The organism is Paraburkholderia sp. EG286B (assembly GCF_040965655.1).
Lineage (GTDB): Bacteria > Pseudomonadota > Gammaproteobacteria > Burkholderiales > Burkholderiaceae > Paraburkholderia.
In genome coordinates this window covers 1-15,402 of sequence record NZ_JBFRCF010000057.1, presented here as the reverse complement: position 1 = coordinate 15,402, position 15,402 = coordinate 1, and the positions used below count along the sequence as shown (strand labels likewise).

At 62.0% G+C, this 15,402-nt stretch carries 10 protein-coding genes and 3 pseudogenes; 10 read left to right on the top strand and 3 right to left on the bottom strand.

All coding sequences use genetic code 11. The features are described from left to right. Positions 1–107 precede the first annotated feature (107 nt). A pseudogene (locus AB4Y42_RS42470) lies at positions 108–1,221 on the top strand (IS110 family transposase). 267 nt (positions 1,222–1,488) lie between these two features. Here AB4Y42_RS42470 and AB4Y42_RS42465 read toward each other — a convergent pair. Beyond that, positions 1,489–2,064 (bottom strand): annotated as a pseudogene (locus AB4Y42_RS42465) (helix-turn-helix domain-containing protein); the annotation flags it as partial. Positions 2,065–2,406: 342 nt separating this feature from the next. On the opposite strand from AB4Y42_RS42465, the pseudogene AB4Y42_RS42460 reads away from it, so the two are divergent. Next, positions 2,407–2,952: pseudogene (locus AB4Y42_RS42460) on the top strand (IS110 family transposase); the annotation flags it as partial. Positions 2,953–3,380: 428 nt separating this feature from the next. On the opposite strand, the gene AB4Y42_RS42455 reads toward AB4Y42_RS42460, so the two are convergent. Further along, a complete protein-coding gene (locus tag AB4Y42_RS42455) occupies positions 3,381–3,953 on the bottom strand; it encodes a GNAT family N-acetyltransferase (RefSeq protein WP_368697679.1) in 573 nt (190 codons plus the stop codon). Positions 3,954–4,203: 250 nt separating this feature from the next. On the opposite strand from AB4Y42_RS42455, the gene AB4Y42_RS42450 reads away from it, so the two are divergent. Continuing rightward, positions 4,204–4,851, top strand: coding sequence for a LysE family translocator (locus tag AB4Y42_RS42450; RefSeq protein ID WP_368697678.1), 648 nt, complete (start codon positions 4,204–4,206; stop codon positions 4,849–4,851). Here the strand turns inward: AB4Y42_RS42450 and AB4Y42_RS42445 are convergent. Next, positions 4,829–5,656: an AraC family transcriptional regulator gene (locus tag AB4Y42_RS42445; RefSeq protein WP_368697677.1), complete on the bottom strand. Its 828-nt coding sequence runs from the start codon at positions 5,654–5,656 to the stop codon at positions 4,829–4,831. The genes AB4Y42_RS42450 and AB4Y42_RS42445 overlap by 23 nt on opposite strands. Positions 5,657–6,289: 633 nt before the next feature. Between AB4Y42_RS42445 and AB4Y42_RS42440 the strand changes: the two genes are divergently transcribed. The 7 genes from AB4Y42_RS42440 (at position 6,290) to AB4Y42_RS42410 (ending at position 15,233) form a co-directional block, all read left to right on the top strand. Next, positions 6,290–7,291, top strand: a complete 1,002-nt coding sequence (locus AB4Y42_RS42440; protein WP_368697676.1) for a UPF0149 family protein — start codon at positions 6,290–6,292, stop codon at positions 7,289–7,291. 214 nt (positions 7,292–7,505) lie between these two features. Next, positions 7,506–10,184 (top strand): DEAD/DEAH box helicase, encoded by a 2,679-nt coding sequence (locus tag AB4Y42_RS42435; RefSeq protein WP_368697675.1) that lies wholly within the window; start codon positions 7,506–7,508, stop codon positions 10,182–10,184. A gap of 18 nt (positions 10,185–10,202) precedes the next feature. Further along, a complete protein-coding gene (locus AB4Y42_RS42430; protein WP_368697674.1) occupies positions 10,203–11,204 on the top strand; it encodes a hypothetical protein in 1,002 nt (333 codons plus the stop codon). A gap of 250 nt (positions 11,205–11,454) precedes the next feature. Beyond that, on the top strand, positions 11,455–11,727 hold the full coding sequence (locus AB4Y42_RS42425) for a hypothetical protein (RefSeq protein WP_368697673.1): 273 nt from the start codon (positions 11,455–11,457) through the stop codon (positions 11,725–11,727). A gap of 553 nt (positions 11,728–12,280) precedes the next feature. After that, positions 12,281–13,159 (top strand): tyrosine-type recombinase/integrase, encoded by an 879-nt coding sequence (locus AB4Y42_RS42420; protein WP_368697672.1) that lies wholly within the window; start codon positions 12,281–12,283, stop codon positions 13,157–13,159. Between the two features lie 6 nt (positions 13,160–13,165). After that, positions 13,166–14,359, top strand: coding sequence for an IS91 family transposase (locus AB4Y42_RS42415; RefSeq protein ID WP_368697671.1), 1,194 nt, complete (start codon positions 13,166–13,168; stop codon positions 14,357–14,359). A 532-nt stretch (positions 14,360–14,891) separates the two neighbouring features. Continuing rightward, entirely contained in the window at positions 14,892–15,233 is a 342-nt protein-coding gene (locus AB4Y42_RS42410) for a hypothetical protein (protein ID WP_368697670.1), read from the top strand. Positions 15,234–15,402: the final 169 nt, after the last annotated feature.

The window sequence follows — 15,402 nt, the reverse complement described above, 5'->3', positions numbered from 1 at the left end:
CTCCGCCAGGTTGCCCGGTGCCACCCATGGTGCTGAAGCAATGGCTTGAGCCGGATGCGGGGTGACCCGCACGTCCGGTTCTCAGGGGGCGGCGGCGCAGTGATGCGCTGCTGCTACCCGACAAGGATTCGATCGTGGTCGCGTATTCTGTCGGGTTTGGCGAAGTAGAGGCCCTCGGCAAGATTGCGCCTCGAGCCAATGATATCGATCGCTTGTGCAAGCGCATGCAGTCAAAAGCATCGAACGTCTTGTTCGTCTATGAGGCCGGCCGCCTGCGGCTACGGCCTTCATCGCCAGTTGACGGCAAAGGGCTACCCCTGCATGGTCTGCGCGCCGTCACTGATTCCCCGCAAGCCCGGCGAGCGGGTCAAGACCGACCGCCGCGATGCAGCGAAACTGGTACGCGCGCTTCGAGCTGGAGATCTGTCGCCCGTGCACGTGCCCACCGTCGAGGACGAAGCGTTTCGTGACCTGGTCCGCACCTGGGGCGCCGCCAAACAGGATCTGAAGCAGACCAGGCAACGCCTCAAAGCCTTCCTGCTCGCCCACGACGTGCGCTATACCGGCCGCGCCGACTGGGGGCCTGCACACCGGCGCTGGATCAGTGGCTACTCGTTCGATTCGCACTGGCAACAGCTTGCGTTCGAAGAATATCGCCGGACCATTGAAGACCGTCTCGCGCAATGCGAACGACTCGAGACGGCCTTGCGCGAGATGGCGCCACAATGGCGTTTCTATCCGGTGGTCAAAGCGCTCCAGGCGCTACGTGGCATTCAGTTCACCAGCGCCATCGGCTTGCTTGCCGAGCTCGGTGATCTGTCACGCTTCGATCACCCGCGGCAGCTCACTGCATGGCTTGGTCTGACGCCATCCGAACATTCCTCGGGCCAGAGACGCAGGCTGGGCAGCATCACAAAGGCCGGCAACGGCCATGCGCGTCACCTGCTGGTTGAAGCGGCATGGTCGTACCGTCACCCGGCCAAGGTAAGCCCCGTCATCCAGCGACGCCATGAAGGACTGCCCAAGGCCATCATCGATCGCGCGTGGGATGCACAGCTGCGGCTGTGCAAGCGGTATCGCAGGCTGGTCTCACGTGGCAAGCATTCCAACGTCGCGGTGACCGCGGTCGCCCGGGAGCTAGCCGCATTCGTGTGGGATATTGCGCGCATGACCTCACTCCCGACCGAGCACGCATTGATAATGGCTCCCATCGCACATTGAACGGAGGAACAACAGTCTGCTGAGGACGGCGCAGCACGGTCCGTGAACAATCCGCCAAGATACTACGAGACAGCCTCCAGGCCAGACTCTCGGACATAGAGCGCGGCAGGTTCACACGACGGCACCCTGTAATGTGGTAGCCAACCCACGGATATCAGCCGGATCCACCGTCGACGTTACAGGCTGCGCCGCCCCCAGCAGATTCACCGAAGAGCAAAAGGACACTCACAACAGAGGCTTGCGGACTTGACTGCGAAAGTCATATCAGTATCTGAACGTCGATTCGGTCTGCGTGAAATGCAGGTGCATCAGCCGGCTCGTCGCGTCGTCCACGTACACCAGCAGCGTGCAGGCCGGCGCCCGGTCCTCGAACCAGCGGTGGTCGCTGCCGTCGATCTGCACCAGCTCGCCGAAACATGCACGCCGTGCGCGCGGCTGGTAGACCTTCGGTGGACGCTGTTTGCGCGGCACCCACAGGCCGGCCTGGGTCATCAGTTGGCGCACCGTTTCCTTGCACAGCCGGATGCCGTGGCATTCGTCCAGCTTCTCGCGGGCCAGCGTCGGCCCGAAATCGGCGTAGCGCTCGCGGATGATCATCAGGGCGCGCAACGCCAGGCCTTCGTCGAGCTTGCGGTTACCTGGCTGACCGCGCCGGCCCGAGGCCACGCCAGACGGCCCGTGCTCCCGGTACCGGATCACCAGCCGTTCGATCTGACGTACTGTCAGACCCAGCCGTTCGGCGGCACGGCCGGGCTTGAGGCCCGTCTCAACGACCGCCTGTATAACCTTCAGTCTGTCCAGTTCGCGCATGCTCAAACTCACCAGCGTCGTGTCCGGCTTCATGGCAGGCCCCGCAGCGGTTGCAGCAGTCTGCCAGCTTGCCAGCGCTCAAAAACACGACATCTGTAAATAGCCAGAACACGACATTAGCGCAGTAATCGGCGCGCCCGCCGCAGATCGCACCGAAGAAACACGTTGTGACGTCGCCTGTGGCAAGCTACTCCGCGGCGCAGGCGGAAGACCGATCGTCCAATGGTGCAGATCTGCCCGCACATTAGCGTGGTCATGGGTGACGTCATCGACATTGGTGAGCGATTGGATTGTCAAGCGCATCCCGTTTGAGAGAGTGAGCATGCACGACGTACCCGAACCCTGTGCCATCTCCCTTCCGATGACGGAGTCGTCATGGCACAACGCAATCGCGCCCTGAGTATCACCAACCCGAATGCTGCAGGCATCGACATAGGTTCAGCGTCGCACTTTGTTGCCGTCCCGCCAGACCGGGATGACGAGCCGGTACGCGAATTCCGGAGCTTCACCGCCGATCTGCACGCCCTGGCCAACTGGCTCAAGGCCTGTGGGGTCGAGACGGTGGCGATGGAATCGACCGGCGTGTACTGGATTGCCCTTTACGAGCTGCTGGAATCGCGTGGATTCGAAGTGCTGCTGGTCAATGCCCGGCACGTCAAGAATGTCTCCGGCCGCAAGAGCGACGTGCTCGACTGCCAATGGCTGCAGCAGCTGCACGCCTATGGTCTCCTGCGCGGCGCGTTCCGGCCCGCCGAGGCCGTGTGCTCCCTGCGCAGTCTGTCGCGCCAGCGCGAGATGCTGCTCAGGGGCCAGGCCCGTTGTGTGCAGCACATGCAGAAAGCGCTCGCCCAGATGAACATCCAGCTGGCGAACGTGATTTCGGATGTCGCTGGTGAAACCGGGCAGCGGATCATCCGCGCAGGGGCATATATCGACACTTGGCCCGGTTCGTCACTTTGCGGTGGGTCGCCGCCAACGGGCGCTCAATCGCCGGCGCCGGACTTCGGCGACGGCACGTCCGACATGGGGCTTTTCCTCGGGCAGGTCACGTCGCCGCCTGGCGGTCTGGCGAGCAATGACAACGGTTGCGGTTTTCTGATCTGTTGCCCCCGACGTAAGCGTTGACGACGTGTGGGCACACTTCGCCAGGGTCGTTCGTCGGCGGCTTACGCCGAATTTGGGAAAAGGTATAGGAGTTCAGCGTTTGACGAAGTCCAGACGTTCGGCAGTAGCCGACCCGATATAGCGGTCCTACAAAAGCGTAGAGGGGATTGTCGCGTCCTCGAGCGAGAGCGGCCATTCGGCTGCGGCCAAATGGGTGCATTTGCTTATCATCCGTCCCAAGACGACTAATTCGATTTGGGAGTCAATGCAGCGATCGCTGGACCTGTTGCAGGCGGCGCTCCCGGCTCGTCGAGATGGCATTCGAAATAGACGAGGTCATGCCACTCGCCGTGAAAATGCATGGCCCTGCCGGCTCGCCCAAACGCCACGAAGCTGTTCCGCTCCAGAACTCGCATCGATCCGATGTTCTGAGGCCGTACAATTGCTTCCACTCGCGACAAATTCAATTCGCTTGCGGCAATATCCATCGCACGCTTAACGGCTTGAGATGCATAGCCACGTCCTGCAAAGCGTCTTCCTATCCGATATCCAAGCGTCGCCCTGTTGAAGTATGGGCGAGTAACGCTGACAAGATTCACTCTGCCGACGATCGTATCGTCGAGCCGAACGAGGTACTGATAGGCTCGATCGTCGTCTCTATCGCTCGTTGCTGCTCCTATCGCTTCGCGAACCGCGGAAGCGCTGTAGTAGTCGTCAGGGCGAGCGTTAATCCATTGCTCGAAGTAAGCACGGTTTTCGACCTCGAATGCCAGTAACGCGTCGGCATCGCTCAACGTCGGGGGACTGATTTTCAGCATGGCAGCGGAGATTATTCGCGACCCAAGGATTGTACAACCGCAGTGTTCACTGTGTGGGGTGCAAAGTCCGACGGCCATTAGTTTCCGTATGGGACGTCATCCCCGTGCTTGTCAATTTCTTCCAATCATTCTCCTTCCATCCGCGCGACTATCCAGGCTCCCAATTCGCGCGCCTGACCGTGCCTTCTAGCTACGCAGCTGAAGCCATTGCCAGGTGCATCTACCGGTCAACGCAGAAATCCCTCGTATCATGAGTCCGCAAACCAATGGCTTCCTCCTTTCCCTCTCTCTTTGTCTGGACATCGGCATCGTCAACATCGCGATGATGAGCGTAACCATGCAAAGAGGCTACTGGAGCGGCTTCTGGCTCGGAATAGGTTCGTGTGTTGGAGATTTGCTCTATGCCATCCTTGCGTTGGCAGGGATGACAGCCGTGTTGCAATTTGCCGCCGTCAGGTGGGGGATGTGGCTCGGGGGGACGGTCGTCCTTGCGGTGCTTGCGGCGAAAATGGCGCTTGGCGCATTCCAGCCGGTCTCCACTCAATCGCGCAGGCACTACGAGGTCAGCGGGACACATTTGCAGCAGTTGCTCAAAGGCATCTTGCTTGCGCTGTCGTCGCCATCGGCCATCGTCTGGTTCGCCGCAGTTGGTGGCGCGTTGATTGCACAGGCGGGCGCGAAGGGTTGGGAGGCAATGGCTCGTTTCCTGGCCGGCTTCCTGGTCGCGGGGGGCGCTTGGACATGCGCGGCATGCTCTGTCGCCAGGCTTGGTGGAAAAGCGTTCGGCGCCAGAGCATTGTCGTTCTGCTATTTCGCGTCGGCGGCACTTTTCGCTTTCTTTGCCTGGCAAGTCGTATGGTCTGGCTATCGGAGTCTTATTCTCGGGCTCCCGGTCTGACGAGGCGCTGCGGCTTGGCAAACCGCAACGGGCTCACTCCGAGTACCTTCCTGAACGCGTTGATGAAGTGGCTCTGGTCGTAAAAGCCGAGTTCAAATGCTACATCCTGTACTTCGACGCCGCGACGCAATTGGCTTCGCGCTTCGATCAATCGAAGTTGCATGTGGTACCTGGCTGGCGTCACCCCAACTAACGATTTGAAACTGCGGATCAGGTGATACTTGTTTACGTTTCCCACGGCTGACAGGACATCCAGCGTGACAGGGGCGCAAAGTTGCGTCCTCATATACTCGATTACCGGCGCGAGTTCGCGGCGGCCTGGCTTGTCGATGGCGTGATCGCGATGGGTCAACAGCGCCGCCGTGATTTCAATCATGGCGGTTTCGAAGTCTGCCTCGCAGTTGTCCCTTTTTGCTTGATACGCGGCCAGTATCAGCTGATACAGGGCGGGATTGGTAAATGCGCCTTGACTCAACTCGGGGGCTGTCGAGTGGGACAACCATCCGTTGGCTTGTCCCATGCCGACCAACTCATCTGATTCGATGTAAAGCGAGATGAATTCAGCGTCAACCCCGCTGGAGTCGAAGGCAGAAGACTGCACGGCTTCGGGGTTGTAGATCGTGACCATACCTTCGGTCGCGCGCAGCTTCTTTCCGTCGACGTAAATGTCTTCACAGCCGGACAGATTGGCGCTGACGACGTATTCGGCGTGGGTATGAGGGGGGAAAGACGCATCGGAGCTGGCGCAAATTCGCGCAAGCTCTATACCACCGGACCGATAGAACTCGCCCATTTCAGGCGTCATGTGCATGCTCCGACTTGTTCGCGCGAGTGCGGTGACGAAATTCGAAGCTCACAGGATATCAACAAAATTCAAGCGCTAGACAACCCACCGGATACTGCCCGACCGTCAAGACTCTTTCGGGTTGCGAAGCGGTCACTCGAATGACCATGCGACGACGATCGAGGACGGCTGGTATTGGCCGAGACCAGCAGTTCGCCGTACGACTGTCGGTAAGCAATGGTGCTACCCCGCGGCCGCTGCTAACCGGGGCGGGCCGGCACTGCTGCGACGACGTTGCCCAACAGCCCAGATTGGCTGACCGGTGGCGTGATGACAAAGCGCCGCCGCACCGCGGGGCATCCGCGATGCCTGGCCGGCGTGGATGCGTTCCAGCCAGCACGTGCGGTTCGGACTAGGCCACGCGCCTGCCATCGTGACAGGCCCCTGGCAAACAAACCGCCGACAGGGCAGCCAAAGCGTTCATCGCGTGTCGCCCGGCGTTCGGTCTATGCATCGCGCCTCGGATAAAATGCCGGGACTGCGACACTGGCCGAAATGCCTCACGAGCGCGGCGTAGCGCTGAACGTCGACGGCAACGGAAACGCCAGCGCGGGTGAACTGCATCGCGGTTGCCGCATACCGCACGGACATACCATGAAATTCGATCATCCCGATCCCGAACTCAACAATCCGTTGACTGACGAAGAACTGGAATTCCTCGAACGCTTTCTTTCGGGCAATGCCGTCTGCGACGATGCGATGGGTGCGGTCATGTTGCATGGGTTTCTGACTGCCGTCATCTCCGGACCGAACCCGATCATGCCGGCCGCGATCCTTCCCTGGATCTGGGATGCCAGGCACGCAACCCGTCAACCCAGATTCCTGTCGGCAGGCCGGGCCCGCAAGGTCACAGGACTGATTTTTCAGTACTGGAACGACATCAACGACACCCTGAATCAATGCCCCGACCTGTTCGAACTCCCGCTGCGCACGAGCGTATACGAGGGCGAAGAGGTTCCCGTCCTCGATGAATGGTGCGAGGGGTATTGCAAGGGCATCGACATCGACCGGGAGGCCTGGGAGCCGCTGATCGAACGGCACCCCTGGTGGTTCAATATCATCCTGCTGTTCGGCACCGCCTCCGGATACGAGGAGTTGGCGCGACGGGACTACACGGTCGGGCAACGCCGGTCGTTCGCGCTCCAGCTTGCGGCGTCGGCACTCAATATCCATCGCCACGGGTGTGAGGAACGTCGCAGATTGATAGGGCAGGGCGAGCAGCCTGGCACGATCCCGGCAGGTTCATGGCCGAAGGCCAGGACGGCGACGCAGACCAAACCGACGAATCGGGACGCCCGGGACGGGAGCGGGTCCAAAGATGTGTTCCTTGTGGATTCGCTTGGCCGGGTGACGGATGACGCGTTTCATCCGCTGGCATTGTCCCCGCTGGCTACGCGCATCACGCGTGGCGGCACGTCTGTCGATGCGCACATCTATCGCGCCGGCGATGAGGGTCACGACGGCTGGATACTGGAAATCATCGACGCGTCCGGGACGTCCACCGTCTGGGACGAGCCGTTCCCGACCGATGGGGCCGCGCTGGCCGAAGCACTGAGCACGATGAACATGCACGACATCGCCCCCGGTAACCGGTGACGGACCGTGCCCGCGTCGTAACGATGAGCGTGCCCGCACCCGGAAGGGCCTGGCGTTGCGCGCGGTGAACGGATGCGTTGCCCGGCGATGTCATGTGACGTGCTGCGAAACAATCCGTCCCACGACCAGGACCGGGCATTTTTTCCACGGCGCAGGCGATACGTGATCGTTTCCGTCTACATTTGAAACCGGGACTCTTCCCCATCAACTGTTCATGTCCTTGACCGATACCGATCGCCTCTCGCCAAGAATCACCCCGGCCGGCCATCTGCTTGCCGCACCCGACGTCGAGGCGCCGGCATTGCCCGATGACGTAGCGCTGGGCGCAGCTTTCGCGCGCGGCGCCGGTCACGGTCTGCTCTATCTGGGAAGCGCGACCATCGGGCGGGCATTGCCGCCCGCCTGGGCGTGGTGGCGAGAACTGGGAGCCCGCTATGTCACGGCCCTGTGCACTACGACGGAAGGTGGGGAAATCGCGGTCGCAGAGCCAGACCCAACGGAGCTCGGCACACTGATCGACGACGCGCCACCCATGACGGGCGCTGAATATCTCACGCCGGATGTTCTGGCGGCACTGTGGAGCGAAATCGATGGCGCCCTGCGCGACGAGCTCGCTGAATCAGGAGAGTCACTTCAGGCATTCCTCAGGTTGCGTCATCCTGCATGGAATCTGGTGGGCCGGGTTCACTTCAACCTAGCCGAAAACCGCAAGGACCCCGAAGCACCTTTCGCGTTCCTGGCTACGTACGCTGCGCGCCTGTCGGCCCATGGCAAGACGCAGCATCAACCCCTTTCGCGGGCGCTCGAAGAGTTTTCCGGTGCGCGCAACAAGGCACAGCTTCTCTCCCTCCTGATGCCGGTTCAGCGTGCGGCTGAACGCTGCGACTGGTTGCGCGCGATGGTTGAATCGCACGAAATCTACCACCCGTTGCGCTGGATGCCGGCCGACGCGTTTCGCCTGCTCTCCGATTTGCCGGCCTTGGAATCGGCCGGCATCATGATTCGACTACCGGCGAGCTGGGCCGCGGGACGCCCCGCGCGGCCCGCGGTCAGGACGAGCGTCGGGACGCGGCCTCCGTCACGCCTGGGCAGGGAAGCACTGCTCGACTTCAGGATGGAGGTGTCGCTCGATGGCGAAGCGTTGAGTCCGGCCGAGATCCGGAGTCTGCTCAAGGGGGCCGACGGCCTTCAGTGGATTCGCGGGCGCTGGATCGAGGTGGACACGAAGAAGCTGGGCCGCCTGCTTCAGCGCTTTGAGGGTCTGGAAAAGGCCGCGCAGGCGGGACTGCCGCTGAACGATGCGCTGCGTCTGCTGGCGGGCGTCTCCGGTGATGAAGATGACGCGTTCGGCGAGCGCGACTGGGCGCAGGTCGTGGCTGGCGACTGGCTTGCACAGATGCTGCAGCAGTTGCGCCAGCCCGAAGGGCTGGCGCACGTCGATCCGGGTCCCGATCTGAAAGCGCAGCTTCGACCGTACCAGCAGGCCGGTGTGCGCTGGCTCTACCTGCTCAGCCAGCTCGGGCTCGGAGCGTGTCTTGCCGACGATATGGGTCTCGGAAAGACCATGCAGGTCCTCTCCCTGCTACTGATCCTCAGGCGCGACCGGGTCGACCCGCGCCCGAGCCTGCTGGTCGCCCCGGCGTCCCTGCTGGCAAACTGGGCCGCGGAAGCGGAGCGTTTCGCGCCGGGCCTGCGCGTGCTGGTGGCGCACCCGTCCATGACGCCTGCAGACGAACTGCGCGCCCTGGACAGCGCGAGGCTCGCGCAGACGGACCTCGTCATTACCAGCTTCGGCTCGCTGCTGCGCCAGCCCGTTCTGGAAACGATGCAGTGGCGCGTCGCCATTGTCGACGAGGCCCAGGCGATCAAGAACCCCGGCGCGCGGCAGACGAAACAGGTCAAGAAGCTTCAGGCCCGCTCACGCATCGCCCTGACGGGCACCCCGGTGGAAAATCGCCTGTCGGATCTGTGGTCCATTTTCGATTTCACGCATCCCGGCCTGCTGGGCTCGGCGAAGGACTTTGCCGGTCTGACCCGGCGTCTGGCAAAAGCCGAACATTTCGGCCCGCTTCGCACTCTTGTGCGGCCCTACATCCTTCGTCGCCTGAAAACGGACCGGCGTGTCATCGCCGATCTTCCGGAAAAAACCGAACTCAAGGCGTGGTGTCACCTGAGCCCCATCCAGGCCGCCCTGTACGAACGCGCGGTCAAGGACCTGGCTGCGGCCCTCGATGGTACCGAGGGCATTGAACGTAAAGGGATCGTACTAAGCTACCTGATGCGGTTCAAGCAGATCTGCAACCATCCGTCCCAGTGGCTTGGCGATGCGGCGTGGCAGCCGGAAGCCAGCGGCAAATTTGCGCGGCTGCGCGAACTGGTCGACGTGATCGCAGCGAAACAGGAAAAGGTGCTCGTGTTTACGCAGTTCCGCGAAACCACGGAGCCCCTGGCTGCCCACCTCGGCTCGCTTTTTGGCCGGGAAGGTCTGATTCTCCACGGTGGAACGCCCGTCGCCAAACGCCGCGAACTCGTCCGGCAATTCCAGGAAGATGAATCGGTCCCGTTCTTTGTGCTTTCGCTCAAGGCGGGCGGCGCGGGGTTGAATCTCACTGCCGCCTCCCACGTCATCCACTTCGATCGCTGGTGGAATCCGGCGGTCGAGAATCAGGCGACGGACCGGGCATTCCGCATTGGCCAGCGCAGGAATGTTCTGGTACACAAGTTCGTTTGCCGGGGTACGGTCGAGGACCGGATCGACCAGCTGATCGAAACAAAGCAGCAGCTGGTGAAGGATGTGCTTGAAGGCGGGGCGGAGTTGCTGCTGACCGAGATGAGCGACCGCGAACTGCTCGATCTGGTCAGGCTCGATATCCATTCCGCGCAGGCAAACTGATCAAGGAGAGGAACGCCGATGGCTGACTACGGTGGATGGAAACCCTACGTCCCGGTGGCTGAGCGCAGAAAGCAGGCGGAGCAACTGGTTGCGAAAGCGATCAAGGCAGGCAAGACGCTGTCGCCCATCGCACCCTATCGAGGGGCCATTGCGAAGACCTTCTGGGGCAAGGCATGGTGCGACAACCTGGAACACTACAGCGACTACGCCAGTCGCCTGCCACGCGGTCGCACCTATGTGCGCAATGGTTCCGTGATCGATCTTCAGATTACGACGGGCAGGATCCGTGCACAGGTCATGGGGTCCAGCCTGTACGAGATCGAAATCGATGTCACAGCCTGCCCGGAAAAACAGTGGCGGGCGTTGAGTGTCGAGTGCGCATCGTCGGTTGATTCCATGGTCGAACTGCTGCAGGGCAAGCTGTCGGCTGCGGTGATGGGCCGCATCTGCAAGCCGGGCAGCGGACTCTTCCCCGCCCCGAAGGAGATCAAACTCGGCTGCAACTGCCTGGACTGGGCGGCGATGTGCAAGCACGTCGCCGCCGTACTCTATGGCGTCGGCGCGCGGCTCGACCAGCAGCCAGAATTGCTCTTTACGTTACGTGGTGTCGACCCTGGCGATCTCGTCAGCAGCACCGGTGCGAACCTCTCCGGGGCAGGAGCCGGCCCGGCGTCCGGCAAGGTACTCGACAACGTGGACCTGGGGGATGTGTTCGGAATCGATATCGACACGGAGCCCTTTGCCGATGCGCCCCCGGCCCGGCGCAAGCGCACGCGCAAGGAAGCCGCCCCGCAAACAGCACGCACGCCGGGGTCGACGGCGTCGAAGTCGTCTGCGACCGCGAAATTGACACCAAAAGACAACGTCGCTGCGCCGGATATGAAGTCCAGTCCTGCCGCCCCGAAAAAGCCGAAGCCCGAAACCCAGGCTGGTGCGTCGAAGACGAGACGTTCGGCTGCATCTCAAAAGCCCGCTGCACGTGTGTCCGCTTCACCGAAACCCCCGAAACGCCGAGGGTGATCTCCGGGCGGCGCGTCACCGTCTGGTCCGGCGACCGATCTCGCTTTCGAGGCGTGCGACTGGACCGGCACGCCGCGGATCGGCAAATTCCGGTTTCACCTCAGGCTGGAGCCCGACCCGAGCCTGAGACGTCTGCCCGGATCTAACCGGGCGCCTGTTGACGTGTCGCGATGAGGAAGACGAGCGGCCGATGGCTGGCGCCAGCGAGGGTGCCGATTAGAATGCGATGAAGTGAAATGTCAGGGAGCACATGTTGGGCAGAAAAAAGAGCGCAGAAAAGTTGAAGGTTGTGGCGGTCCGCATCGATCCGGTCATCGAGCGCAGGATCCAGTTCCTGGGCGAAGCGACTGGCCGCAGGCCGTCTTTCTTCCTGCAGCAGTTGATCGAAAGCGGTATCAGCGCGGTGGAGGAGGTACGGCTGCGTCCAGATCCGTTGGCGCAGGTCCGCGCGGGCGCGGTGCCGGAACCGACCGTGTCTCACGTGGCACCAGACCTGTTTGACGAAACCGCCTTCGCGAATTGATCCCGAATGCGCCGCACACGTCAACGAACCGGGCGCGTGGCGAAATTGGCAGCCCCCGAAATGATCGTCTGAATATCGTTGGATGCTTCCGGGTGCAGGGCGTGTGAGGTTGTAGCCTGACTACCGGGGAACACGATGTCGAGTCGCCTTGTGCAAGGAAAAATCAACGAGTTGCGCAAAATGCAGGTATGAGGTGACGCACGGTTGCGTATCCGCGTCCCGAGCCTCGAGGCGCGATTATCGATTCCTAAAATCTATACGTACTACTATTAAAATATTTCGCGATGAATTTTGATGATATCACTCAGAATATCGAGATGAACACAAATAGTATTTCGTTACCGTATCTAATTGTGTTGGATAGAATCGATCGCATTTTTTGAATCGATGCACGTATGGGACTCAAGATAAGACCGATTGAACTAACCCGCTGAAGCGGGAGGAGGTAGTTGGCCAGCGACATCGGCTCCGGGATCATCCATAGGGCGCGTCCGTTCGAGTGGGACGATAGCAGTGCAGTTTGCTGCCGTGACCATTCAGAGCGGAGTCCACCATGACACCCCTACGTCGACGCATGATCGAGGATATGCGCGTGCGCAACCTCGCGGCCAACACGCAACGCGTGTATCTCCAGCAGGTCAGCAACTTTGCCAGGTACTTTGGGCGCTCCCCTGAACTGTTGGGTCCGGAGGAGGTGCGCGCCTGGCAAGTGCACCTGATTGAAGCTCAGCGGCGCTCATCCAGCACGCTGGTGGTCGCCACTGCAGCGTTGCGTTTCCTGTACCACATCACGCTCAAACGTGAGTGGTCCGTAGAGGAACTCCCGATGGCGCGGACATCGCGCAAGCTCCCGGTGATCCTCAGTCAGGACGAGATCACGCGCTTCCTCGAAGCGATCCGTAGCGACAAGCATCGTACCGTATTGATCGTGGCCTACGCCGCCGGCCTGCGCATCTCGGAAGCCACCCGGCTGAAGGTCGGCGATATCGATAGCCAGCGCATGATGCTGCGTGTCGAACAGGGCAAGGGCCGCGCCGACCGCTACGTGATGCTCTCGCCCCGGCTGCTGGAGGTCCTGCGCAGCTACTGGCGTATCGGCCGCCCCCAGTATTGGCTGTTTCCCGGCCGCTTCCCGGATCAACCGGTGGGCGCCGACGTGATACGACAGGCGTGCCATGACGCACGTCGCCGTGCCGGTATCACCAAGCCAGTCACGCCGCACTCCCTGCGTCATGCGTTCGCGACGCACCTGCTCGAAGCCGGCGCGGACGTGCGCCTGATCCAGTTGCTGATGGGCCATCGCAGCCTGGCCACAACGGCGCGCTATCTGAAGGTCGCAACAAGCACGATCTGCGCGACGACCAGCCCGTTTGACCGGCTACCGTCAAGGTCGCCGACGGCTTCATCAGAACCACCGGTTGACCACGTCTGAGCCGCGATGAAGGCCCCGCTGGAGTTGGCGGACGTCCTGCGACGCCACGGCCCGGCATACCGGCATCTGCACGCCGACTCGCTCGACCGCGAGCAGCGTCGCGTCATGCGCGCCATCGAGCAATGCCGAACGGCGGCTCTGGGTGGTCATGTTGAGCAGTGCGACGCCTGCGGACATCAGCGCATCGCCTACAACTCGTGTGGCAACCGGCACTGCCCGAAGTGCCAGTCGCTCGCCCGGGCACAATGGCTCGAGCACCGCCAGGCGGACCTGCTGCCCGTGCCTTACTTCCACGTCGTCTTCACCGTTCCGCAAGAGATTGCGGCCATTGCATTCCAGAACAAGCGTGTTGTCTACGACATCCTGTTCCAGGCAACCGCCGAAACGCTGCAGACCATAGCTGCGGACCGCCGCCACCTTGGGGCCACGATCGGATTCATCGCGTTGCTGCACACCTGGGGACAGAATCTGGTCCACCATCCGCATGTGCACTGCGTGATCCCGGGCGGTGGCCTTGCCGCCGACGGCACGCGCTGGGTGGCTTGCCGGCCTGGATTCTTCCTGCCGGTTCGGGTGCTCTCGCGTCTGTTCCGCCGGCTGTTCCTCGAGCGATTGCAACATGCCTTTGACATCGGGGCACTGCGTTTCTTCTCGTCACTGGCCCACCTGTCTGAACCGGGCCAGTTTGCCCGCTATCTGTCCGGCCAGCGCCGAGCTGAGTGGGTCGTCTATGCCAAGGAGCCATTCGGTGGCCCACAACAGGTACTCGACTATCTCGGCCGCTACACACACCGCGTCGCAATCTCCAACAACCGCCTCATCAGCCAGACCGATCAGCATGTCACGTTTCGCTGGAAGGACTATCGCCAACCAGGCCATCCGCGCGTAATGCGTCTGGAAGCCCATGAATTCCTGCGCCGCTTCCTGCTGCACGTGTTGCCACACGGGTTGCAACGAATTCGCCACTATGGATTGCTAAGCAACCGGCTGCGCGAAACCAGCCTTACAGCATGTCGCCGTCTGCTCGACGCGCCGCCCGCCGAAACCTGCGTGATATCCAGACTTGATTACCGCGACCACTTTGCACAGCTGACGGGTCGATCACTGCGCGGCTGCCCGGTCTGCAAGCACGGTCACATGATCTGTGTGGAATATCTCCTGCCTGGTGCTCTGCCGCGGGCACCACCATGCCATCAATGAAGCAAGTCCGCATGTCCCCCTCGGTATTGAACCCGGCACCTCCAGCGCGTCCGCTGGGCACGTATGTCCATCGCGCTTCAGGCGGGCTCTGCTCACGTGACCGATGGCGTTTGCTTTCCGTCGTGGCTGGACGCACCCGCCAAATCGTGCAACGAGATTCGTTCCTGTCTTCGGTTTCCTTCGTGAATTCGACGCTCGCAACCGGCGCTGCACCGATTCAATTCCCATAGCCACCGGCAGCGGAGCGGCTTAGCTCAACGAATTTTTAGCGGAGCGGAAACGGCTCGTTCGCCGTGCCTATGGCCAGCTCACTACGCCGTTTCCGCTCCGCTAAAAATCCTCTGGATTTGATGATGTTCGCAAACGTTATAAATCGCGAGCTTTGGCCCTCGGCGCCAGCGGTAATCGGCTGACGGCCCGGACCGGCGAGGGCAGGTGGCCGCCGGTGCGCTCCGCATAGCTGCGGACCGCGCCATTGCGGCGCCGCCGGATTTACGCCAGGATCGGAAGGCCCGGACTTCCTTGGCCGCCCATGGCCGACCGCCTCGAACTTGTTGCCCTCGCCCTGCCGTCTGGCTGCGCGCCCGAATCCCTGCCGCCGCCCGTCGCCGCGTTCATGGCCGCGTGCTGGCCCGGCATGAGCCGCGCCCAGCTGCTTGACCGGGCGCGGCGCCTCGCCCTGCGTGCCTCGCTGCGCGCGCGACCGGAACCCGGCCCGGACGGGGTGCAGCTGTATGCGCTGGTTCTGATGGCTGGTGAGGTGAGGGCGGAGCTGGTCGCACACGTGCGGCGGCTCGCGCGCCGCCGCGGTGCCCGGCGAGCCCGCGCGTCGCTGCCGCCGGCGCGGGATGGGAGGCAGGGCGGGCTTTTCTGATCACGCTGGCGCGGCTCGAACCAGTGCAGCGTGACCCTAGTGCAACATCCCGTAAATAGGTTGAATAATAATTTGCCTCGGTTATCATCTCTCGATGAGCCGAGGCCGCCATGCAACGCCAGTGAAGCTGGCGAATAAAGAACGACAGGAACTGCTATCGCTGATTGAG